At 75.5% G+C, this 22,286-nt stretch carries 22 protein-coding genes and 2 pseudogenes; 16 read left to right on the top strand and 8 right to left on the bottom strand.

Annotation, left to right across the window (positions count from 1 at the left end; all coding sequences use genetic code 11):
• Nucleotides 1-53: 53 nt before the first annotated feature.
• Entirely contained in the window at nt 54-1,520 is a 1,467-nt protein-coding gene (locus tag H505_RS0106375; protein WP_026401321.1) for a leucyl aminopeptidase, read from the top strand.
• A 27-nt stretch (nt 1,521-1,547) separates the two neighbouring features.
• Here H505_RS0106375 and H505_RS0106370 read toward each other — a convergent pair whose 3' ends face one another.
• Nucleotides 1,548-2,198 (bottom strand): hypothetical protein, encoded by a 651-nt coding sequence (locus H505_RS0106370; RefSeq protein ID WP_233617754.1) that lies wholly within the window; start codon nt 2,196-2,198, stop codon nt 1,548-1,550.
• A 5-nt stretch (nt 2,199-2,203) separates the two neighbouring features.
• Complete coding sequence (locus tag H505_RS0106365; protein ID WP_051300340.1) at nt 2,204-2,806, bottom strand: O-methyltransferase; 603 nt, start codon at nt 2,804-2,806, stop codon at nt 2,204-2,206.
• Between the two features lie 251 nt (nt 2,807-3,057).
• On the opposite strand from H505_RS0106365, the pseudogene sigE reads away from it, so the two are divergent.
• The 5 genes and pseudogenes from sigE to H505_RS0106340 all read left to right on the top strand — a co-directional run.
• Nucleotides 3,058-3,669 (top strand): annotated as a pseudogene (gene sigE / locus H505_RS40105) (RNA polymerase sigma factor SigE); the annotation flags it as partial.
• Between the two features lie 268 nt (nt 3,670-3,937).
• Nucleotides 3,938-4,756 carry an anti-sigma factor family protein gene (locus tag H505_RS40100; RefSeq protein WP_051300338.1) on the top strand — a complete coding sequence of 273 codons (819 nt, stop codon included), beginning with the start codon at nt 3,938-3,940 and terminating at the stop codon, nt 4,754-4,756.
• The gene (locus H505_RS50920) at nt 4,753-5,910 is read left to right on the top strand and encodes a sigma-E factor regulatory protein RseB domain-containing protein (protein WP_051300335.1); all 1,158 of its coding nucleotides are present in this window, start codon (nt 4,753-4,755) and stop codon (nt 5,908-5,910) included. The genes H505_RS40100 and H505_RS50920 overlap by 4 nt, the downstream gene beginning before the upstream one ends.
• Before the next feature lie 178 nt (nt 5,911-6,088).
• Nucleotides 6,089-7,939, top strand: a complete 1,851-nt coding sequence (locus tag H505_RS0106345) for a trypsin-like peptidase domain-containing protein (protein ID WP_026401318.1) — start codon at nt 6,089-6,091, stop codon at nt 7,937-7,939.
• A 103-nt stretch (nt 7,940-8,042) separates the two neighbouring features.
• Nucleotides 8,043-8,396 (top strand): sec-independent translocase, encoded by a 354-nt coding sequence (locus H505_RS0106340; RefSeq protein ID WP_026401317.1) that lies wholly within the window; start codon nt 8,043-8,045, stop codon nt 8,394-8,396.
• 73 nt (nt 8,397-8,469) lie between these two features.
• On the opposite strand, the gene H505_RS0106335 is transcribed toward H505_RS0106340, so the two are convergent.
• The 3 genes from H505_RS0106335 to H505_RS0106325 all read right to left on the bottom strand — a co-directional run bounded on the left by H505_RS0106335 (nt 8,470) and on the right by H505_RS0106325 (nt 11,659).
• Nucleotides 8,470-9,609: an Mrp/NBP35 family ATP-binding protein gene (locus H505_RS0106335; RefSeq protein ID WP_026401316.1), complete on the bottom strand. Its 1,140-nt coding sequence runs from the start codon at nt 9,607-9,609 to the stop codon at nt 8,470-8,472.
• A gap of 257 nt (nt 9,610-9,866) precedes the next feature.
• A complete protein-coding gene (locus H505_RS0106330) occupies nt 9,867-10,361 on the bottom strand; it encodes a DUF1003 domain-containing protein (RefSeq protein WP_034516857.1) in 495 nt (164 codons plus the stop codon).
• Entirely contained in the window at nt 10,358-11,659 is a 1,302-nt protein-coding gene (locus tag H505_RS0106325) for a magnesium transporter MgtE N-terminal domain-containing protein (protein ID WP_026401314.1), read from the bottom strand. Before H505_RS0106325 ends, H505_RS0106330 begins: the two co-directional genes overlap by 4 nt.
• Nucleotides 11,660-11,789: 130 nt before the next feature.
• Here H505_RS0106325 and H505_RS0106320 point away from each other — a divergent pair, with 130 nt between their 5' ends.
• A complete protein-coding gene (locus tag H505_RS0106320; RefSeq protein ID WP_026401313.1) occupies nt 11,790-12,698 on the top strand; it encodes an RNA polymerase sigma-70 factor in 909 nt (302 codons plus the stop codon).
• Here the strand turns inward: H505_RS0106320 and H505_RS0106315 are convergent.
• The gene (locus tag H505_RS0106315; protein ID WP_026401312.1) at nt 12,695-13,222 is read right to left on the bottom strand and encodes a hypothetical protein; all 528 of its coding nucleotides are present in this window, start codon (nt 13,220-13,222) and stop codon (nt 12,695-12,697) included. The genes H505_RS0106320 and H505_RS0106315 overlap by 4 nt on opposite strands.
• A 40-nt stretch (nt 13,223-13,262) precedes the next feature.
• Between H505_RS0106315 and H505_RS0106310 the strand changes: the two genes are divergently transcribed.
• Together H505_RS0106310 and H505_RS40090 are read left to right on the top strand one after the other, a co-directional pair.
• Nucleotides 13,263-14,204, top strand: coding sequence for an HpcH/HpaI aldolase/citrate lyase family protein (locus H505_RS0106310; protein ID WP_026401311.1), 942 nt, complete (start codon nt 13,263-13,265; stop codon nt 14,202-14,204).
• 63 nt (nt 14,205-14,267) lie between these two features.
• Nucleotides 14,268-15,725, top strand: coding sequence for a CPBP family intramembrane glutamic endopeptidase (locus tag H505_RS40090; RefSeq protein WP_157432918.1), 1,458 nt, complete (start codon nt 14,268-14,270; stop codon nt 15,723-15,725).
• Between the two features lie 43 nt (nt 15,726-15,768).
• On the opposite strand, the gene H505_RS0106300 is transcribed toward H505_RS40090, so the two are convergent.
• A complete protein-coding gene (locus H505_RS0106300) occupies nt 15,769-16,158 on the bottom strand; it encodes an NUDIX hydrolase (protein WP_026401310.1) in 390 nt (129 codons plus the stop codon).
• Between the two features lie 72 nt (nt 16,159-16,230).
• Between H505_RS0106300 and H505_RS0106295 the strand changes: the two genes are divergently transcribed.
• From H505_RS0106295 to H505_RS0106280, 4 genes are read left to right on the top strand one after another with little or no spacing between them, the layout of a single operon-like run.
• On the top strand, nt 16,231-16,878 hold the full coding sequence (locus H505_RS0106295; RefSeq protein WP_026401309.1) for a DUF6758 family protein: 648 nt from the start codon (nt 16,231-16,233) through the stop codon (nt 16,876-16,878).
• A 26-nt stretch (nt 16,879-16,904) separates the two neighbouring features.
• The gene (locus H505_RS0106290) at nt 16,905-17,750 is read left to right on the top strand and encodes a PHP domain-containing protein (RefSeq protein WP_026401308.1); all 846 of its coding nucleotides are present in this window, start codon (nt 16,905-16,907) and stop codon (nt 17,748-17,750) included.
• A 30-nt stretch (nt 17,751-17,780) separates the two neighbouring features.
• On the top strand, nt 17,781-18,488 hold the full coding sequence (locus tag H505_RS0106285) for an MBL fold metallo-hydrolase (RefSeq protein ID WP_026401307.1): 708 nt from the start codon (nt 17,781-17,783) through the stop codon (nt 18,486-18,488).
• Nucleotides 18,489-18,491: 3 nt separating this feature from the next.
• Nucleotides 18,492-19,379: a RecB family exonuclease gene (locus tag H505_RS0106280; RefSeq protein WP_026401306.1), complete on the top strand. Its 888-nt coding sequence runs from the start codon at nt 18,492-18,494 to the stop codon at nt 19,377-19,379.
• Nucleotides 19,380-19,383: 4 nt separating this feature from the next.
• On the opposite strand, the gene H505_RS0106275 is transcribed toward H505_RS0106280, so the two are convergent.
• Nucleotides 19,384-20,292 carry an oxygenase MpaB family protein gene (locus H505_RS0106275; protein WP_026401305.1) on the bottom strand — a complete coding sequence of 303 codons (909 nt, stop codon included), beginning with the start codon at nt 20,290-20,292 and terminating at the stop codon, nt 19,384-19,386.
• A gap of 225 nt (nt 20,293-20,517) precedes the next feature.
• Here H505_RS0106275 and H505_RS0106270 point away from each other — a divergent pair, with 225 nt between their 5' ends.
• From H505_RS0106270 to H505_RS0106260, 3 genes and pseudogenes are all read left to right on the top strand, one after another.
• Entirely contained in the window at nt 20,518-21,261 is a 744-nt protein-coding gene (locus tag H505_RS0106270; RefSeq protein ID WP_026401304.1) for a hypothetical protein, read from the top strand.
• A gap of 105 nt (nt 21,262-21,366) precedes the next feature.
• Nucleotides 21,367-21,816, top strand: a pseudogene (locus H505_RS47325) (class F sortase); the annotation flags it as partial.
• Between the two features lie 77 nt (nt 21,817-21,893).
• Entirely contained in the window at nt 21,894-22,175 is a 282-nt protein-coding gene (locus tag H505_RS0106260; protein WP_157432917.1) for a hypothetical protein, read from the top strand.
• Nucleotides 22,176-22,286: the final 111 nt, after the last annotated feature.

The following is a 22,286-nucleotide window of genomic DNA, read 5'->3' as shown; positions in this document are numbered from 1 at the left end:
CGCACAGATCCGCGCCACCGCAGGGTCGCGTCACCACAGGGGGAACCGCCGTCATGCCCATCGAAACCCGTGTCCGCGGAGCGGGCGGCACCGTCTCCGGGACGGCCGCCGAACTCGGGGCGGAGGCCGCGGCGGTCCCCGTCCGCTCCGGCCCGGACGGCCCGGTCGCGCCCGCCGCGGAGATCGCCGGACTCCTCCCGTTCGGCCTCGACGAGCTGCTGGCCCTGCACCGCGCCAAGGGCGAGCCGGGCGAGATCGTGACCGCCCACGTGCCCCTGGACGGCCGCGTGTGCGAGCTGCTGCTGTACGGGGTGGGCGAGGCGCGCCCGGCCGACCTGCGCCGCGCCGGCGCCGCGCTGGCCCGCCGCGGCCGGGGACGGTCCGCGCTGGTCGCGGGCGTCCCGGACGGCGACCTCGCGGCGTTCGCGGAGGGCGCGCTGCTCGCCGCCTACCGGTTCGCGGCCGGCGCCCCGTCCGGTCCCGCGCCCCTCGGGGAGCTGGTGGTGCTGACCGAGGCCGGTCCCGAGGCCGGGGCGGCCGCCCTGGAGCGCGGCACCGCGCGGGCCCGCGCCACCGCGCTCGCCCGCGACCTCGCCAACACCCCGTCCGCCGAGAAGGACCCCTCCTGGCTCGCCGCGCGGGCCGAGCGCGTCGCGGCGGACGCCGGGCTCGGCGTCCGGGTCCGGGACGAGAAGGAGCTCGCCGACGGCGGGTTCGGCGGCCTCCTCGCGGTCGGCGCCGGGTCGGTCCGGCCGCCCCGGCTGATCGAGCTGACCTACGTCCCGGACGGGACGCCCGAGCGGCACGTCGTCCTCGTCGGCAAGGGCATCACGTTCGACACCGGCGGCCTGCAGCTCAAGCCCAACGAGGGCATGAAGACGATGAAGACCGACATGGCGGGCGGCGGCACCGTCATCGCCGCCATGAGCGCGCTGCGCGCCCTCGGCGTCCGCGCCCGCGTCACCGGCCTCGTCGCCGCCGCCGAGAACATGCCGTCGGGGTCGGCCATGCGCCCCGGCGACGTGATCACCCACTTCGGCGGCCGGACGTCCGAGGTCCTCAACACCGACGCCGAGGGCCGGCTCGTCCTCGCCGACGCGCTCGCCTACGCCGCCGCCGAACTGGACGCCGACGCCGTCGTCGACGTCGCGACCCTCACCGGCGCCGCGAAGGTCGCGCTCGGGCTCCGGCACGGGGCCCTGTTCGCGTCGGACGACGCGCTCGCCGCGGCCCTCACCGCCGCCGGGGACGCCGCCGGCGAACCGCTGTGGCGGCTCCCGCTCGTCGACGAGTACCGCGCCGCGATCGACTCCGACGTCGCCGACGTCGCCAACCTCGGGCGCGGCGGCTACGGCGGCGGCGCGATCACCGCGGCGCTGTTCCTGCGGGAGTTCGCGGGCGACCGCCCGTGGGCCCACCTCGACATCGCGGGCCCCGGCCGCGCGGCGTCCGACGACGCCGAGATCACCCGCGGCGCCACCGGGTACGGCACCCGGCTGCTGCTGGAGTGGCTGTCCTGACGCCCCCCGGGCCGGTCGGCCGCCGCGTCACTTCGCGCGGCGGTCGATCACCGGGACCTTCCGGCGGCGCCGCGCCTGCTTGACGACCTCGGGCAGGGACGCGTCCCAGCCCGGCTCCACCGGGAACGCCCACGGTTCCGCGGCGGCCGTCTCCGGGACGTCCCGCAGCGTCAGCGCCACGAGCGCCGGGCGCTCGGCCGTCCGCGCGAGCTCCGCCAGCTCCGGCGTCGGCAGGAACACCAAGTGGTCGCGGACGCCGCCGCGCGCCCCCGTCACCCCGCGCCGGATCGCCGCCATCGCCGCGACGTCGTCCCACGGCAGGGTCCGCGCGGCCCGCTTCGGCAGCGGCCAGCGCGCCGGGCGCCGCACGCCCTCCGCGTCGAACTCCAGGACGGGGCGCCGCGCGGCCAGCTCCCCGACCGCCACCAGCAGCCCCCACCCGAACAGGACGACCCCGGCGGCGCCGAGCACGACGAACACCGCGCTCCCGAGGCCGAGGCCGCGCACCACCCCGCCGGAGGCGAAGCCCACCGACGCGAGGAACAGGATCAGCAGCGCCAGCGCCCGCCACACGCCCCGCCACCCGATCCGGTCGCGGACGGCGAACACGTCCGCGGCGGTCTCGGCAGGGGGTGCGGTCTCGCTCCGGGGGCCGGGCCCGGCGTCCGTGCCGTCCACGGCGGTCAGCCGCGCTTGACGGCGCAGAGCAGGCCGTCGCCCACCGGCAGCAGCAGCGGCACGAGCCGCTCGTCGTCGGCGATCGACCGGTGCACGTCCCGGATCGCCTCCGTGACGGGGTCGCGGACCTGCGCGTCGGCCACCCGGTGGTGCCACAGCGCGTTGTCGAACGCGACGACGCCGCCCGGCCGCAGCAGCCGCAGCGCCGCCGTCAGGTAGTCGGGGTACTCCTGCTTCACCGCGTCGCAGAACACCATGTCGTAGCCGCCGTCGGTGAGCCGCGGCAGCACCTCCAGCGCCGGGCCGCTGATCATGCGGGTGCGGAACGCGCCGAGCCCCGCCTCCCGGTACGCCTGCTTCGCCAGCCGCTGGTTCTCGGGCTCGATGTCCACGCTCGTCAGCACCGCGTCCGGCGGCATCCCGCGCATCAGGTAGACGCCGGACACGCCGCAGCCGGAACCGACCTCGACGACGTTCCGGGCGCCGATCAGGGTCGCCAGGAAGCGCAGCGCCGCACCGCCGGCGGCACCGATCGGCTGCGCGCCGACCTCCTCCCCGCGCCGCCGGGCGTCCCGGAGCGGCTCGTCCTCGGGGTGGAAATCCTCCACGTAGGCCAGGGTGGCCTGAATGGCGTCGATGGCTGCCTCCTCGCGGGACCCCCGCCTGGCTCATGCTGGAAAGACCATATCGCTGACAGGGAACCAACTGGCGTTTCAGCGCGTTGTAACCAGCGAAAGCGTCCACCCTGATGGACGGGAGAACAGCCGTCGAACCGGCGCACAGCCGCCCCAGCCCCGGCGAGAGCGTGCCGTTCCAAGACGACGTCTTGGGTGACATCAGAGAGGAACAGCCCGGCACCATGGGAGTCGCAGCACTCAGTTTCCGAAGCGCTGTGGGCGTCGGCGCCAGGCAGGGGCTCAACAGCGCCGCCCGCACCCGAGAGAACGCCCCCGAGGCCGAGTGGGCGCCGCCGTCCTGGGACGAGGTCGTCCGCGAGCACTCCGGCCGCGTGTACCGGCTCGCCTACCGGCTGACCGGCAACCAGCACGACGCCGAAGACCTCACGCAGGAGGTCTTCGTCCGCGTGTTCCGGTCCCTGGCGAACTACACGCCCGGCACGTTCGAGGGCTGGCTGCACCGCATCACCACGAACCTGTTCCTCGACCAGGCGCGGCGCAAGCAGCGGATCCGGTTCGAGGGCCTCGCCGACGACGCCGCCGAGCGCATCCAGGGCCGCGAGCCGACCCCGGCGCAGGTGTACGACGACACCAACTTCGACGCCGACGTCCAGGCCGCCCTCGACGCCCTCGCGCCCGAGTACCGCGCCGCCGTCGTGCTCTGCGACATCGAGGGCCTGTCCTACGAGGAGATCTCCGCCACCCTCGGGGTGAAGCTCGGCACCGTCCGCAGCCGGATCCACCGGGGCCGCGCGCAGCTCCGCGAGGCGCTCGACCACCGGGCGCCGACCCGCCGCAGGCCCGGCACCAGGAACGAGCGGTTCCCGGTGGCCGCCGCGGTCGACATCGGGGCCGGCGCCGGGACGGGCGCCGAGGCGTCCGCCCCGGCGGGCGGCGCCGTCGCGCACGCGGGGGCGTCCGCGGCGGGCGCCGCCGCGGCCGCGCCGGACACGGGGGCGCACGGGGGCGCCACCGCGGCGGAGTACCGGCCGGAGGACGCGTAAACGAACCGGCGCGCGGAGGCGCGCCGCGCACGACCTGAAAGAACGACGAGGGAGCCGCGTGAGTTGTCTGGGGGAACGTCTGACCGCCCTGGTCGACGGTGAGCTGGGCCACGACGAGCGCGAGCGGGCCCACGCCCATCTCGCGGTGTGCGCCCGCTGCCGGGCGGAGGCCGCCACCCTGCGCAGCCTCAAGGGGCGCCTGCGCGGGCTCGGGGGAGCGCCCGAGCCCGGCGCCGACGACCTTCCGAGCGACGACTTCCTCACCCGGCTCCGCGCCCTGGGCGCGCCCGCTCCCGGCGAGCCGGACGACCCTTCCGTGACCTCGCCCAGCCCGCTCGATCCGCCCGATCCGTCCCGCCCGTCCGGGGCTCCGGACCGGTTCGCGTTCCCCGGACGGCCCGGCGAGCCCGGCCCGCACGGCGAGCCCGCCGCGGCGCGGGGACGCTCCGCGCGTCCGCGCCGATCATCCGGCCGCCCGTCCCGTCCGTCCCGTCCGGTCCGCGCGGCGGCGTTCGCGGCCCCGCGCGACACGCGTCCCGCCGGGCACGGCGCCGCCCTCGCCCACCCCCGCCGCCGCTTGCTGGCGATGGGCGCGGCGACCCTCGTCCTCGGCCTCGGCACCGCCTCGTACGCGGCGGGCGGCGGCCGGTCCGGGCCCGCGGTCACCCCCGAGTTCGACCGGTTCGCGATCGAGCACGCGATGACCTCCGGAGACGCGCCGGTCACCACCGGCACCGACCCGCGGCCGCTCGGCCGGACCGGCCCGACGCCGTCGGCCGGCGCGGCACCGGGCGCGGACGCCTCCGGCGGCCCCGCTCCGGGCGCCGGGCCGATCGCGTCCCCGGTCGCGTCCGTCCCGGTCCCCGCGGGGCCGTGACCGCCGCGTCCAGCGCGGCGCGCCGGCGGCGCCGCGCCGTCGTCACGGGCGGGATCGCGGGGGCGCTCGCGCTGGTCGTCGCCCTCACCGGCGACCCGGTGTCGGCCCGCCGCGTCCGCAGCGACCCGGCCGCCGTCGGCCTGCTGCGCGCCGCCGCCGACGCCGCCCGCCGCGTCCCCTACGAGGGCCTGCGGATCCTGACGACCCGGTCCCGCGACCGCGCGGCGACGTCCCGCGTGACGGTCGTGCACCGGCCCGGCGAGGGCATCCGCTACACGTCGGCGTCCGGCACGTCCGGCTACCGCCCCGAGTCGACCGCGGGCGAGACCACCGGGTTCACCTCCGAGACCCTCGAACTCCTCACCCGCAACTACACGGTCGTGCGGGCCGGGGACGGCGCCCGGTGCGGCCGCGCCGCCCGCGTCGTCGAGGCCCGCCGCGCCGACGGCACCGTCGCCGGACGCTTCTGGCTCGACGCCGAGACCGGCCTGATGCTGCACCGCGAACTCGTCGACGCGTCCGGGCGGGCCGTCGTCTCCACCGGCTTCACCGAGATCAGCTTCACCGTCCGCGACCCGTCCGCCGGCGCCGCGCCGTCCGGCGACGCCGGCACCGGGACCTCCGGCGGGACGGACACCGCGGCGCGCCCGCTCAGCCGCCGCGGCAGCAGCATCGGCGAGGCCACGCGGGAACCCGCGGCCACCGACGACGACGGCGACGGCGCCGGCGCCGGGGATCCCGTCGCCGACGACGCCCTCGACGACCTGCGCGCCGCGGGCTGGCCGATCCCCGCCCTGCTGCCCGGCGGCCTCACCCTGCACGACGTCCGCCGCAGCGGCGGCGCCCTCCACCTCGGCTACTCCGACGGCCTCGCCGCCGTGTCGGTGTTCGTGCAGCGCGGCGCCCTCGACGAGAGCCGCATGCGCGGCTGGCGGAAGAGCCGCAGCCGCGGCCGCACCGTCTTCCAGCGCGCTCAGCTGCGCCGCTGGGCGGTCTCCGCCGGCGACGGGTTCGTCTACACCGTGCTGACCGACGGTCCGGCCGCCACCGCCGAGACCGTCGCCCGCGAACTCCCCGGCGGGTCCGACTCCGCGTGGGCGCGGGTCGGGCGCGGCGCCCGCCGGCTCGCGAGCGCCGTCAACCCCTTCGACTGACCCCCGCCGGGAGCCCCGGCGCGACCGCCGGTCCGGGGCCGGCGCGATCGATGGATAGCCTTGGGGGCACCGGACGGGCGGCGCCGCTCGGCGCGGCGCGCGGTTTACGCTCGCCACATGCCTCACGGGGCAGCATGAGCACGGATGACGAGGACCATGCTCGGTAGGAGAGATGGGGATGACGGAAGACAACCGCGGGCCGTTCCGGGCTTCCACGGAGGACGATGACGCCGTCCCCGCGGGAGACCCGGGACGGCAGGAGGCGGCGGCTCCTCCCGAGACGGTGACCGACCAGGAGTTCCCCGCCGGCCCGGGCGACGACGCGTCCGGCGCGGCGGCCGGCGCGGCCGCGGCCGGCCGGCGCGGGGAGGAGCCCGGCGACGACGCCGAGCCGTTCGGCGCCGACCCGGCGGAACGGCCGGATCCGGCCGGGGCCTCCGACGGCGACCGCCTGGTCGCGGGCGGCGCGCAGAGCGGCTTCGCGCCGCCGGACGGCCCGTTCGGCGAGACCGCCGAGGACATCCCGGCGCAGGACGCTGGGGTGCCCGGCCCGCAGGAGGTCCCGCTCCAGGAGGGCTCCGCCCAGAACGTGCCCCCGCCGCCGTCGCTCGAGAAGCACGCGCCGCCCGACCAGCCGCCGCCGGCGCCGCTCGACCCGCCGCCCGCACCGGACGGCCCCGACGGGCGCCCCCGCCCCGGGTTCGTCCCCTACGACCAGGCGCCGCCCTCGCCGGGCGGCATGTACGGGCCCGGCGGCTGGGCGTCGCAGCAGCACGGGCAGCCCGGCCCGCCCCCCGGCGGACCGGCCGGCGGCCCGCCGCCCGCGCCGATGGGCCCGCCGCCCGGCGGCCCGCAGGCCGCCGGGTTCGGCGGCCCGCCGAACTGGGCGCCGGTGCCCGCACCGCCGCCCTCGTCCCGCACCGGCCCCGGCCTCGGGCTGCTCGCCGTCATCGCGCTGATCGTGGCGCTGGTGGCGGGCGCGGTCGGCGCCGGCGTCGGCGTCATCGCGACCGACGGGGACGACGGCGCGGTCAGCCTCGGCGGCGGCAGCGGCTCCTCCTCCGGCGGCGCCGCGCCGAACCGGCCGCCGGACTCGGTGGCGGGCGTCGCGAGCCGCGTCCTGCCCAGCGTCGTGATGATCCGCGTGCAGTCCGCGCAGGGCGAGGTCGGCGGCACCGGCTTCATCGTCGAGGGCGGCTACATCATCACCAACAACCACGTCGTGTCGGGCGGCGGCTCCGGCGGGCGCATCGAGGTCGTGTTCAACGACAAGAAGACGCTGCCCGCCACGATCAAGGGCACCGACCCCGGCACCGACATCGCGGTGATCAAGCCGGAGGGCGACCACGAGCTCAAGGCGCTCCAGCTCGGCGACTCCGCGGCCCTCGCCGTCGGCGACCCGGTGATCGCGATCGGCTCGCCGCTCGGCCTGCAGGGCTCGGTCACCACCGGCATCGTCTCGTCCCTCAACCGCGCGGTGCCGATCGGCGACGAGGGCGGCGGCGAGTCGTCCTACCTCAACGCCATCCAGACCGACGCGGCCATCAACCCCGGCAACTCGGGCGGCCCGCTGGTCGACATGAAGGGCCGCGTGATCGGCATCAACACCGCGATCGCGACCGTCGGCGGCCAGACGATGGGCGGCGAGCAGCAGGGCGGCAACATCGGCCTCGGCTTCGCGATCCCGATCAACCAGGGCAAGCGGATCGCCGAGGAGATCATCGCGAACGGCCGGGTCCGCCAGGCGCTGCTCGGCGTCCTGCCCGACCCGCGCTACCAGCAGGGCGGCGCGCGGATCCTGCCCGAGCCGGTCCAGGGCCAGCAGCCGGTCACCCCGAACGGCCCGGCCGACAAGGCGGGCATCAAGCCCGGCGACGTCATCACCAAGGTCGACGGGCGGCCGATCCAGGACGCCACCGACCTGATCGCGCAGATCCGCAGCCGCGCCCCCGGCGACCAGGTCAAGGTGACGTACGAGCGGGACGGCCGCGAGAGCACCGTCACGGTGACGCTGGCCGCCTCGTCGTAGCGTCCGGGGGGATGTTCAGGTCCGGTTCATCCGGGCTGGGGATACGCTGGGGGGACCGTCCCGCGCGGGGCGGTCCCCCTGGGCATGGCGTGTGGAGGACGGTTTGTTCGACGTCGGACTCGGTGAGATGGCGGTGCTCGTCGTCCTCGCTTTGGTCATCTTCGGAGACAGGCTGCCCCAGGTCGCCGGGCAGGCGGGGCGGATGCTGCGGCAGGTGCGCCAGATGGCGAACTCGGCGCGCAACGACCTGCAGGAAGGGCTCGGCCCGGAGTTCAAGGACTTCGACATCGCCGACCTGAACCCCAAGACGTTCGTCCGCAAGCACCTGCTCGAGGACGACGACGACTACCGGCCCGCCGCCAACGGCAAGATCTTCGACGACGAGCCGTCCTTCGCGACGGCCGCGGGCGAACTCGACCGGGACGAGCGCCCCCCGTTCGACAACGAGGCCACCTGACGCCGCCCCCGCGGCCGCACCGACGCGCGAAGGCCCCGTCCCGAGAAGGGACGGGGCCTTCGCGCGTCGTGCGTCAGTGGCGCTTGGGGGAGATGCCGAGCGACATCCCCGCGAGGCCGCGGCTGCGGCCGCCCAGCGTGTCGGCGATCGTCCGCAGCTCCTTCGCGGCGCCGGCGTCCGGGTCGGACAGCACCAGCGGGACGCCCTCGTCGCCGCCCTCGCGCAGCCGCGGGTCGATCTGCACCTGGCCGAGCAGCGGCACCCGGGTGCCGAGCGTCTGCGTCAGCGCGTCCGCGACCGTCTGGCCGCCGCCGGACCCGAAGATGTCCTGCCGCTCGCCGCAGTGCGCGCACGCCAGGTACGACATGTTCTCGATCACGCCGACGACCTGCTGGTGCGTCTGCGCGGCGATCGCGCCCGCCCGCTCGGCGACCTCGGCGGCCGCCTGCTGCGGCGTCGTCACCACGAGGATCTCCGCGGACGGCAGCAGCTGCGCCACCGAGATCGCGATGTCGCCGGTGCCCGGGGGCAGGTCCATCAGCAGGACGTCGAGGTCGCCCCAGTAGACGTCCGCGAGGAACTGCTGCAGCGCCCGGTGCAGCATCGGCCCGCGCCACACGACCGGCTGGTTCCCGGCGGTGAACATCCCCACCGAGATCACCTTCACGTCGTGCGACGACGGCGGCATGATCATGTCCTCGACCTTGGTGGGCGGGTTCTGCACGCCCAGCATCCGCGGGATCGAGTGGCCGTAGATGTCGGCGTCGACGACGCCGACCTTGCGGCCCTGCGCCGCGAGCGCCGCCGCCAGGTTCACCGTCACCGACGACTTGCCGACGCCGCCCTTGCCGCTCGCGACCGCGTACACCTTGGTCAGCGAGTTCGGCTTGGCGAACGGGATCTCCTTGGCGGGCTCCCCGCCGCGCAGCTTCGTCTGGAGCGCCTTGCGCTGCTCCTCGCTCATGACGTCCAGTTCGACCTGGACGGACGTGACGCCGTCGAGCCGGGACACGGCCTCGGTGACGCTGTTGGTCAGGGTGTCCTTCATCGGGCACCCGGCCACGGTCAGGTACACGCCGACCTTCACCGCGCCGTCCGGCGCGATCTCGACGCCCTTGACCATGTCGAGCTCGGTGATGGGCTTACGGATCTCAGGATCGTTCACCGTGGCGAGCGCCGCGGTCACCTGCTCGGTCGTCAACTCGGAGGCCATGCGTCCATGGTATGGACTGTGGCGCCTTACTGAACACTCGGGTGTCGGACGTCATAGCCGCCCGGCCTCCGGCGCCGGGGGCGCCTACGGCCGGGCGCGTGCGGCCTGGGGCTTCGCGCGGTTCCGTGCCCGGCCTCCGGCGCCGGGGGCGCCTACGGCCGGGCGCGTGCGGCCTGGGGCTCCGAGCGGTTCCGCGCCCGGCGTCCTGCGCCTGGGGCGCCTGCGGCCGGGCGCCCGATCCCCTCCCCGGGGCGGGGTCAGCGGGCGGGGTCTTTGGGTTCGAGTTCTCTGAGGATCTGCTGGAGCTCCGAGCGCAGGAAGTCGCGGGTGACGACCTCGTTCAGCGCCACCCGCAGGCCCGCGATCTCCCGGGTCAGGTACTCGGTGTCGGCGGTCGTCCGCTCGGTGCGGGCGCGGTCCTGCTCGTACTGGACGCGGTCGCGGTCGTCCTGCCGGTTCTGCGCGAGCAGGATCAGCGGCGCCGCGTAGGACGCCTGGAGCGACAGCATCAGCGTCAGGAAGATGAACGGGTACGGGTCCCAGCGCAGTTCGGGCGGCCCGAACCAGTTCCAGGCGATCCACACGATGATGAACACCGTCATGTAGACGAGGAACCGGGCGGTGCCGAGGAAACGCGCGATGCGCTCCGACAGCCGTCCGAACGACTCGGGGTCGTAGTGCGGGCGCGGGACGAGGCTGCGGCGGTAGCGCCGCGGCTGGTCCAGGCGGGTCGTCTCCAGGCGCGTGGTCATGTCCTCCCCCGGAGGGCCTCTTCCTCGGGATCCGAGGCCGGCTCCTGCGCGCCCGCGTCCATCACGGCCTCCCGCCAGTCCGCGGGCAGCAGATGGTCGAGCACGTCGTCGATGGTCACCGAGCCGAGCAGGTGGCCGTTCTCGTCCACCACGGCGCCGGCGACCAGGTTGTAGGCGGCCAGCAGCATCGCGACCTCCTCCAGCGTCATCCCCGGCCGCAGCGGGTCGAGTTCCGCATCGACGACCGCGCTGACCAGCGTGCGGGGCGGTTCGCGCAGGAGCCGCTGGAAGTGGACGGTGCCGAGGTACCGGCCGGTCGGGGTGGCGGTGGGCGGCCGGCACACGTACACCTGCGCGGCGAGCGCCGGGTTCAGCTCGGGCGCGCGGATCAGCGCGAGGGCCTCGGCGACCGTCGCGTCCGGCGCGACGATCACCGGGTCGGTCGTCATCAGGCCGCCGGCGGTGTAGTCCTCGTAGGACAGCAGCCGGCGGACGGGCGCCGCCTCGTGCGGCTCCATCAGCGCGAGCAGCCGCTCCCGCTGCTCGTCCGGCAGCTCGCCGAGCAGGTCGGCGGCGTCGTCGGGGTCCATCGCCTCCAGGACGTCGGCGGCCCGTTCGGCCTGCAGCGTCCCGAGGATCTCGATCTGGTCGTCCTGCGGCAGTTCCTCGAGGATGTCGGCGAGCCGCTCGTCGCCGAGCGCGTCGGCGACCTCCGCGCGGCGCTTCTCCGGCATGTCGTGGATGACGCCGGCGAGGTCGGCGGGCTTCATCCGCTCGAACGCCGCGATCAGCCCGGCCGCGCCCTGCCCGTGCTCGACGGCCGAGAAGCCCTCGACCGCGTCCCAGTCGACGACGAGGCTCTCGCCGCGGCGCCGCAGCCCCCGCTTCGTGTGCCGCCGCACCGCCACCTTCGACAGCAGCCAGTCGCGCGTGCGGGTCGGCTCCATCGCCACGTCCACGACCGAGACCGGTTCCGCGGTGTCGCAGAACCGCACCGTCCGGTCGAGCATCTCGGCGATGACGAGCGTCTCCGACTCCCGCTGCCGGAACCGGCGGATGTTCAACCGGCCGTCGAAGATGATCGCGTCCGACTCGATCACCGTGACGCGGGTGATCGGCAGGAACACCGGCCGCCGCGGCTGCACCTCCACGACGAGCCCGAGCACCCGCGGCGGCCGCGGCGCGAGCCGCAGCGCGACGACGACGTCGCGGACCCGGCCGACCTGATCGCCCACCGGATCGAACACCGCGATTCCGGCGAGCCGGGCGATGAACACCCGTGTCGGAGATGCGCTCATGGCCAGGACACTACCCATGATCGAACGGACGATCCGGCCGCGCCCGTCATCTCCGTCACATAGCGGACGCCACGCCTGGAGCCGCCCGCGGGCCGGTGGGCATCATGGGGGCGGACGAAGGGAGATCGCGATGGTCGGAACGGTCCAGGCCGCGGACGAGACGTTCGAGGAGCACCGGAGTCTGCTGTTCGCGGTCGCCTACCGGATGCTGGGCACGGCCGCCGACTCCGAGGACGCCGTGCAGGACGCCTGGCTGCGCTGGTCGTCCGCCGACCGGTCGGACGTCCGCGATCCGCGCGGCTACCTCGTCCGGATCACCACCAACATCGCGCTCGACCGGCTGCGGAGCGCGCGGGCGCAGCGCGAGACGTACGTGGGGCCGTGGCTGCCCGAGCCGATGCTGACCGCCCCGGACGTCGCGGACGACGCCGAGCTCGCGGAGTCGGTGTCGCTGGCGCTGCTGGTCGTCCTGGAGACGCTCAGCCCGCTGGAGCGGGCGGTGTTCGTCCTCAAGGAGGCGTTCGGCTACCCGTACGCGGAGATCGCCGCGGCGCTCGACCGGTCGGAGGCGTCGGTGCGGCAGCTGGGGGCCCGCGCCCGCAAGCACGTGGAGGCGCGGCGGCCCCGGTTCGCGGCCGCCGGCGCGGAGCGCCGCGCCGCCACCGACCGGTTCCTCGACGCGGTCATGGGCGGCGACGTGAACCGGCTGATGGAGGTCCTCGCCCCCGACGTCGCCATGTGGACGGACGGCGGCGGCAAGGTGCGCGCGGCGATGCGGCCGATCGTCGGGGCGGCGAAGGTCGCGCGGTTCATCGGCGCGATCGCCCAGGTGCCCTACGCGGGCGTCGAGCCCGCCGACATGCGGCTGCGGCGGGCGGACGTCAACGGCCGTCCGGGGCTCGTCATCGACGCGCCGGACCGGACGCTCTGCACGCTGACCGTGGAGTTCGACGAGGACGGCCGGGTGGAGGCCATCCACATGGTGTCGAACCCGGACAAGCTCGGCGCCGTGGCGGAGGGCCGGGAGCTGGTGCTCTAGCGGTCGGCGGCGCGGCGGCGGGCGCCGGCCAGCCGGGGCGGCGGCCCCGCGGTCGTCGCCGGGGACGGCACCGGGCGGACGTGCGCGTAGTCGCCGGACGGCTCGATCTCCTCGCCCGTCGGCGTCAGCCGGATGACCCACGACCCGGTGGCCCAGCGCTCGATCTGCTCCGCGTGCGCCGCAGCGTTCAGCCGGTCCTTCGCGAGCTTGGGCGCGACGTCGTCCCACAGCTCGGTGCCGGGGCGGACGTGCTCGCACGCGGCGACGAACGCGACGAGCCGTCCGCCCTTGTCCTTGCTGCGCAGGATCACGGTCACCCGGTCGGCCTCGGGCAGGCCGGGGAGCGGCTGCTCGCCCTCGCCGCCCGTCAGCACGTACGCCGACCCCTCGTGCCAGACGTGCCACGCCGCCCGCGGCTGCGGCAGTCCCGGGAGGTCGAGCCACAGCAGTCCCGACTTCCTGGCCGCCTCCTCCACCAGCGCCGCGCTCAGCGCGTGCGCCGAAGGCGCGTTCGGGTCACCCATGCTCCGCAGCGTCTCACACCCGGTGGATACGATCCGCCCCATGCGCTCACGACGTACCACGCTCGCGGTCCCCGGCAGCAACCCCCGGTTCATCGAGAAGGCGCAGGGACTGCCCGCCGACGAGATCTTCCTCGATCTGGAGGACGCCGTCGCGCCGTCCGCGAAGGAGGCGGCGCGCGCGTCGGTCGTGGCGGCGCTCAACGAGGGGGACTGGACGGGCAAGATCCGCGTCGTGCGGGTCAACGACCTCGACACCCCGTTCGCGTACCGGGACGTCATCGAGGTCGTCGAGGGCGCGGGCGCGAACCTCGACGCGATCATGCTGCCGAAGGTGCGGGAGCCCTCGCACGTCCAGTGGCTCGACCGGCTCCTCACCCAGATCGAGGGCGCGATGGGGTACGAGCCCGGACGCATCGGTATCGAAGCCCAGATCGAGGACGCACGGGGCATGACGCGCATCGACGACATCGCGGCGTCGTCGCCCCGGCTGGAGACCCTCGTGTTCGGCCCCGGCGACTTCATGGCGTCGATCAACATGAAGACGCTCGTCGTGGGGGAGCAGCCGCCCGGCTACACCGAGGGCGACGCCTACCACTACATCCTGATGCGCATCCTGCTGGCCGCCCGCGCCCACGACCTGCAGGCCGTCGACGGCCCCTACTTCAACGTCCGGGACGCCGCCGGGTTCGAGCGCGCCGCGCGCCGCTCCGCCGCCCTCGGCTTCGACGGCAAGTGGGTGCTGCACCCGTCGCAGATCGACGCCGGGAACGCGATCTTCTCCCCGGCGCAGGACGACTACGACCACGCCGAGCTGATCCTCGACGCCTACGACCACGCGGTCAACGTCGAGGGGCGGGGCGCGGCGATGCTCGGCGACGAGATGATCGACGAGGCGTCCCGGAAGATGGCGCTCGTGATCGCCGCGAAGGGCCGCGCCGCCGGGCTGTCCCGGACGCGTACGTTCGAGCCCGCCGGGAACTGACCGACCGTACGATTCGTCCACGCATACCAAGGCGCGACGCGTCGGTCGATGAGAAGGGGACGCATGTCTGACCAGGAGGACGCGAACGGCTGGGCGCCGCTCGATCCCGACATCGGAGACGGGCGGGCGCGTCCTCCTGCACCGGAGCCTCCTGCACCGGAGCCCCCGGCAGCGGACGGGCCGGTCCCGCCGCCCGCGCAGCCGGGGCGGCCGCACGAGGCGGGCGGCCCCCCGGCGTGGGGACGGCCCTACGGAGAGCAGCAGCCCCAGCCCGGCCAGCCCCAGCCCGGCCAGCCCTACCCCGGCCAGCCCTACCCCGGCCAGCCCTACCCCGGGCAGCACACCGGGGCGCATCCGGCTTGGGGGCAGGAGCAGCCCGACCCGTACGGGTACCACTACCCGCAGCAGTACCCGTACGGCCCCGGCCAGGGCGGCTACCCGCAGCCGGTGAAGCGGCCCTGGATCGTCCCCTCGCCGCGCGGGGTGCCGTTCCACCGGATGGCGCGGACGGACGCGCACTCCTGGTGGCGCCCGCTCGTCGGCACCGTGACGATCATCGCGGTCGGGCTCGGCATCGGCGGCGTCCTCGGCGTCATCGGGCTGGTCATCCAGATGATGGTGTCGGACGACGACCCGGCGCTGCTCGACGACCCGACCGGCACGTCGTTCTTCGGCAACGACACGGCCGACATCGCCTACGCGCTGCTGTCCCTGGCGGTGTTCCTGCCGCTGGTCGCGTTCGTGGCGTGGGGGATCCAGCGGCGGCGCCCCGGGACGCTGTCGTCGGTCGCCGGACGGCTGCGCTGGCGGTGGATGCTCGCGTGCTCGGGCATGGCCGTCGTGTTCTGCGCGGTGTCGTTCGGCCTGTCGATGGCCGCGGGCGCGTCCGTCGAGGACGACCCGGCCGGTTCGGCCGCCGAGGGATCGTGGGTCGGCTGGGGCGACTTCCTCCTGCCGGCGCTCGTGATCGTGGCGCTCGTCCCGTTCCAGTCGGCGGCCGAGGAGTACTTCTTCCGCGGCTGGCTGATGCAGGCGATCGGCGCGTGCACGCTGGAGAAGGCCCGCAACGGGTTCGCGCGGGCGCTGAGCGTCGTGTTCCGCACCCCGTGGCCCGGCATCGTCATCGGCGCCGCGCTGTTCACGTCCGGGCACGGCTACACCGGCTGGGGGATGCTCGACATCTTCCTCTTCGGCGCGCTCGCCGGGTGGCTCACCGTGCGGACCGGCGGCCTGGAGTGCACGATCGCGCTGCACGTGTTCAACAACCTGATGGCGTTCCTGCTCCCGGCGGCGCTCGGCGAGCTGAGCCTGGAGCAGGGCGGGATCCCGTGGCAGTACGTCCTCGCGGACGTCGCCTCGATGGCCGTGTACGCGGTCGGCATCGTGCTGCTCGCGCGCCGGTTCAAGGTCCGGACGGTCACGCCCGGCGAGGGCCCCGCCGACGGCGCGGACCCGGCCGACCCGGGCCCCGACGCGCCGCGGCGTCCCGGGGACGTGCCGGGCGCCCAGCCGGTCGTCTAGGCGGTCGTCCAGGAGCAGGTCCGGCCGGTCGTCCGGCCGCGGCTCACACGACGCCCCACTCCGTGAGGGCGTCGAGCAGGCCGGGCACGAGGGGGAGGTCCCGCAGTTCGGCGGGCGCCGCCCAGCGGACGTCCGCGGCGTCGTCCCCGGCGCGCGGCGTCCCGCCGAGCACGGTGGCGGCGTAGTCGTGGATCTCGTACACGACGCCGCCCGGCCCGTCCCGTTCGACGGTGCCGACGAGCGCGCCGGCGCGCACCCGCAGCCCCGTCTCCTCGAGCAGCTCGCGCGCGACGGCCGCGGCGTCGTCCTCGCCCGGCTCCACGCGGCCGCCCGGCACCGACCAGCGTCCCGCGCCGGGCGGCCGGCCGCGCAGCACCAGCAGCAGCCGCCCCTCCCGGTCCCGGACGATCGCGCCCACGCACCGTTCCCGCATGCCTCCATTTTGTCCCGTCTTTCCCGGGCGCGCCTTGACGGGCGGGGGAGCCGCCGCGCATGGTGGGGAATCATGAGGGCGGAGCCCACATGCCCGCGATGCGGGTCCCAGGTGCAGGCGCCGGGCCTCTGGTCGAGCGACTGGAGCTGCGGCGTGCACGGCGCCGTACTTCCGAGGCAGCCGCCGGTCCGGCCGGGGCCGGACGCCCTCGCGGTCGTCCTGCGGGACGTGCGCGTCCCGGTGTGGACGCCGTGGCCGCTGCCGCTCAACTGGCTCGTCACCGGGTTCACCACCGTGGGGGACGAGCGCGACGGCGCGCGCGCGTGCGGCGTCGCGCTGTCGGGGCCGGGACTGCTGGGCGGGCCCGCCGACATGATGCTGATCGCCGAGGAACCGGGCATCGGGCTCGGCGCCCACTACGCGGGGCTGGACGGGGCCGACCCCGGCGAGGAGTTCGACGGCAGCCCCCCGCACGCCAAGATCGGCGTCAGCGGCCCGGCGGCGACCCCCGGGCACACCGTCCCGCTGTGGTCGGTCGGCCGCGAACCGGACCGGGCCGTCTTCGTCGGCGAGGCCCTCGGCAACTGGCTGTGGGCCGTCCTGTGGCCCGCGGACGCGGGCGTGCTCATGCTCGAGGAGCTGAACCTCCTCGACCTCCGCGAACCCGGAATGGAAATGGACCTCCCCTACGGCGCGTACAGCTGCAAGCTCGACCTCTGACACACACGCGCGCCTAGGCTGTGGGAATGGTGATCGACCTCCATGTCCACAGCGACGTGTCCGACGGCACGCGCCCGCCCGCCGAGGTGATGCGGCGCGCGCGCGGCAACGGCGTGGACGTCGTCGCCCTCACCGACCACGACACCACCGCCGGATGGGACGCCGCCGCGGCGGCCCTCCCGGACGGCCTGACGCTCGTCCCCGGGATCGAGCTGTCGTGCGTCCACGAGGGCAGGAGCCTGCACATGCTCGGCTACCTGTTCGACCCCGCCGAGCCCGTTCTGGCGGCCGAACTCGCCCGCATCCGCGACGACCGCGTGGTCCGGGCGCGCGCGATGGTCGACCGGCTCCGCGGGCTCGGCGTGGACGTGGCGTGGGAGCGGGTCCGCGAGCTCGCGCGGGGCGAGGCCGTCGGCCGCCCGCACATCGCCCAGGCGATGCTGGAGGCCGGGGCCGTCCGGTCCCACGACGAGGCGTTCACCCGCGACTGGATCGCCGAGGGCGGCCGCGCCCACGTCGGCCGGTACGCGCTCGACCCCGAGCGCGCGGTCGCGCTCGTCCGCGCGGCCGGCGGCGCGTGCGTCCTGGCGCACCCGCGGGCGGGGCGCCGCGGCTACGCGTTCCCGGACGAGCTGGTCGAGCGGCTCGCCGCCGCCGGGCTCGCCGGCGTCGAGGCCGACCACCCCGACCACGCCCCCGAGGACCGCGCCCACCTGCGCGGACTCGCCGCGTCGCTCGGTCTCGTCGTCACCGGGTCCAGCGACGACCACGGCGCGCCCACCGGCGACCGCATCGGCGCCGAGACCACCGCCCCCGCCGCCTACGAGGCCCTCGTCGGCGCCGCCCGCGGCACCGTTTCGCCGTTGCCCTGAACCGGTTGCGCGGCGCGGTAGGGTGCCTGCGTGGACGCGCGCATCGAACAGGTGGTGACGTCGGGCAAGCTGACCCTGGACGACACCGAGTACGACGTCGAGAACAACACCTACATCGTCGGCGACGACGACGAGGTCATCGTCATCGACCCGGCGTTCGACGCCGAGGCCATCCTCGAGAAGGTGGGCGAGCGCGAGGTCATGGCCGTGCTGCTCACCGACGGCAACGAGCACCGGCTGAGCGTCGTGCTCGAGGTCGCCGCCGCCGGCGAGGAGGACGAGGAGAACTGGGCGCCGATCGCGCTGCACCGCGCCGACCGGCTGCTGTGGCGCGACTACTTCGGCCGCCTCGCCAAGGAAGAGGAGGACGAGGACGACGCCAAGGCGCTGCGGTCCCTCGAACCCGACATCTGGCTGGAGGACGGCGGCGTCTTCGAGATCGCCGACGCCCAGCTCGAGATCGTCCAGACCCCGGGGCACACCCCCGGCAGCGTCTGCGTGATCAGCGAGCAGCTCGGCGTGCTGTTCTCCGGCGACACCCTGCACCGCGGCCGTCCGGGTTCCATCGGCGGCGCCTTCGACGACCTGCGCCGGCAGCTCAACGCGATCGGCGCGCTGCTCGACCCGCTGCCCCGCGACCTGCAGGTCATGCCCGCCCAGGGCGACGAGACCACCGTCGGCGAGGAGAACGCCCGCTGGGAGTCCTGGGGCGACATGGCGCGCGAGGACACCGACTGACGCGTGGCCGCCGAGCAGCTCGGCTTCGACGGCATGCCCGAACGCCTGTACGCGTGCACGCCGTCGCGGCTCAACACCTGGCAGGACTGCCCCCGCCGCTACCGGATGACCTACCTCGATCGTCCGATGCCGCCGAAGGGGCCCGCGTGGGCGCACAACAGCTTCGGCGCCAGCGTCCACAACGCGCTGGCCGCGTGGTGGCGGCTGCCCGAGGCCGAGCGGACGCCCGCCGCCGCCGGGTCCCTGCTGGTCCGCGGGTGGATCGCCGAGGGGTACCGCGACGCCGAGCAGTCCGCCGCGCAGCGCGAGCGGGCCCGCGACATGGCCGAACGCTACGTCGCGGGCCTCGACCCGTCCGACGAGCCGGTCGGCGTCGAGCGGACGGTCGCCACCCGCACCGCCCGCATCGCCGTCTCCGGCCGCATCGACCGCCTGGACGCCCGCGGCGGCGAACTCGTCGTCGTCGACTACAAGACGGGGCGCCGCCCCCTCACGGCCGACGACGCCCGCGGGTCGCTCGCCCTCGCGATCTACGCGGTCGCGGCGTCCCGGGTGCTGCGCCGCCCCTGCCGCCGCGTCGAGCTGCACCACCTGCCGTCCGGGGAGGTCGCGGCGTGGGAGCACACCGCCGACTCCCTCGACCGCCATCTCGGCCGCGCGGAGGACCTCGCCGCCGAGGCGTCCGCGGCCGACGACGACTACCGGTCCCGGGTGCCGAAGCCGCGTCGGGGCGAGGCCGCCCGGCCGGTCGACCACGCCCCGTTCGACGCGCGGTTCCCGGCCCGTCCGGGCCCGCTGTGCGGGTGGTGCGACTTCGCGCGCCACTGCCCCGAGGGCCGCGAGGCCGCCCCGCGCAAGGAGCCCTGGGCGGCGCTCCCGGTCGACGCCTGACGCGTCAGACCGCGCCGGCGGTCTGGCGGGCGGGCCAGCGCCGGGGGTCGCGCAGCCCGTACAGGCCCTTGCTGAGGTCGTAGCCCTCGGCGCTCAGCCGCCGCCGCGCGCGGTCGAGCATGTCGCGGGTGTTCTGGGCGAACGCGTAGTCGTGCAGCCGCTCCGGCACGGAGTTCATCGTCATCCGGAACGAGCGCAGCGCGGCGGTGACGGCCGGCTGCGGCACCTCCGGCAGCACCCCGTACATGGCGCGGGCCCAGTCCGGCAGCGAGTAGTAGCAGAGGGCCCCGAACGGGAACCAGCCCGGCTTGCCGGGTGCGAGGAACTTCAGGTTCTCCGGCAGCGCCGGCCACATCAGGAACCGGACGGTCTCGGCGGCCTCCTCGGTGACCCGCAGGTGCGGCCGCATGCTCGCGAAGTACTGCTCCATCTCCGCGACGCTCCCCGGGACGTCCTCCGCGTGCAGGCCCACGTGGACGGCCGACTGCCGCTGCTCGTCCAGGTACCGGTCCGCCATGGCGTCCGTCAGCGGCAGCCCGGCCCGCCGCGCGACCTCCAGGTAGGAGTACACCTCGGCGCAGTGCACCCACAGCAGCAGCTCGGGCTGGTCGAGCCGCTCCTTCTTGCCGGTGTCGTGGTTGAGGATGCGCAGGCTCCGGTGGATCTCGCGCACCCGGTAGGCGGCGGCCTCGACCTCCTCCTCGCTGCCGAACGTCGAGAGCCCCACGAAGTCGGACGTCCGCTGGAGCCGTCCGAACGGGTCCTCCCGGAAGTTCGAGTTCTGCCAGACGCTCCACATGGCCACCGGGTGCAGGGCCTGGAGCATGAGGCTGCGGACGCCCCCGACCCACATGGCCCGGTCGATGTGCACGCGCCAGGTGACGCTTTCGGGTGGCTGGACGGTCGCCGACATACGCACCTCCGTGAGACAAACTCCGGTAAGTGTGTCATTACCTGCCGGCCGATGCGACATCGCCCCCTACGCCCGCACATATGGCGACGTCGCGGCCATGTCGGACCCGTCCCGCACCCATTGCCCGACCGATTCCGACTCCTTCCCTTGTCGATAACGATCAAGGGGGACGAGCACCGGAGGGACCCGCGGGCGCGCCCGGCGCCCGGACCCGAAGGGGAGACCATGGCACTCACAGCAGGCAGGCCGCTCGCCGCGGCCGCCGCGGCCCTCGCCGCCGCGGGCGTCCTGGCCGCGCCCGCGCTGGCCGACTCCGGGACGCGGACGTACCAGGCGGTGCTCGAGCCGCTGAACCGCCAGCAGGGCTCCGGAACCCTCACCCTCGAACTCGACGGCCGCACCGCCACCGTCACCGAGCACTACTCGGGACTCGCGCCCCTGCTCGACGGCGCCCCCTACCCGCACCTCCAGCACATCCGCGGCGGCGGCGAAGGCGAATGCCCCGCCCCCGCCGCCGACACCGACGGCGACGGCGTCGTCAGCGCCGAGGAGGGCGAACCCGCCTACGGCCCCATCCGCACCACCCTCTCCGTCCGCGGCGCCACCACGCCCGCCGCCGGGACCGACCTCGAGATCGCGCCCCACGGCGCCGCCCTCGACTACGAGCGCGTCATCGACCTGGACGACGCCGCCCTCGCGGCACTCCGCGACGGCACCGCGGTCGTCGTCGTCCACGGCCTCAACCCGTCCCTGATCGGCGAGAAGGCCCGCACCGCCGGCAGCGCCCTCATCCCCGGCCTCCCCCTCGCCGCCACCGCGCCCGCCCTCTGCGGCGCCCTGCGCCCCATGGCCGCCCACGGCCCCGACACCGGCGCCGGCACCGCCGGCGGCACCCGCCTCCTCGGCGCCGGTCTCATCGCCCTCGCCGGCGCGGCCCTCGCCCTCGCCGCGCGGCGCCGCACCCCCTGATGCCGCGCCAGGGCCGCGCGGCCGGTCCCCGCACCCGCCTCGCGGCCCTCGCGGCCGCCGCCCTCGCCGCCTGCACCGGCGTCGACCTCCTGGGCGCTCGCCCCGTCCCGCCCGACGGCGATCACCGTCCCGTCCATCGGCGTCACCGCGCGCATCGTCCCCCTCGGCCTTGCCCCCGACGGCGCCCCCGCCGCGCCCCGCCCCCCGCACGAGGACCTCGCCGCCTGGTACACGGGCTCCGCCGCCCCCGGCGGGCGCGGCACCGCCGTGATCCTCGGCCACCGCGACTCCCGCACGTCCGGCCCGTCCGTCTTCCACCGGCTCGGCGCCCTCGAACCCGGCCGCACCGTCCGCGTCCGCCGCGCCGACGGCACCGCGGCCGTCTTCACCGTCGACGCCGTCCGCCGCCACGCCAAGCGCGACCTCCCCGCCGCGGCCGTCTACGGCCACACCCCGCACCCGTCCCTGCGCCTGATCACCTGCGGCGGCCCCCTCCGCGACGGCCGCTACCGCGACAACATCGTTGTCTACGCCCACCTGACGTCCGCCGGGTAAAGCATGTCCCGCACCGGGGTCAAATCTCGGCCTTGAGCTGGCATGATGAACGAGGAACCCGCGACCGGGGGTGAGCGATGGGCGCACCGTGGGACGGCCCTTCCTGCCGGGCCTGCAAGGGCAGGGGAGAGATCGTGTACGCGCGCGGCGACAACCGCATCTGCCTGCAGTGCGAGGACTGCTCCGGCACCGGCCGCGCCGGCACCGCCCCCGCCGGCCCCCGCTTCCGCACCGACGGCCTCCGCGGCCCCGTCTACGCCACCGGCTACCAGCTCGGCTGCTGGACCTGCTTCGGCGCCGGCGTCGTCCTCACCCCCACCTTCGCCCAACGCCCCTGCCCCGACTGCCTCCCCGACTGACCCCACCCGCGAACCCCGCATCGGGGGACGCGCGAAGGCCGATGACCGATTCCGGTAGCTGAGACTCGGCCCCTTGCGTGGAATCATTCCGTTGCGATCCGGCTCGCTTCT

This window comes from Actinomadura rifamycini DSM 43936 (assembly GCF_000425065.1).
GTDB lineage: Bacteria > Actinomycetota > Actinomycetes > Streptosporangiales > Streptosporangiaceae > Spirillospora > Spirillospora rifamycini.
The sequence above is the reverse complement of the archived record's forward strand: the minus strand, read 5'-3'. Positions and strand labels throughout refer to the sequence as shown.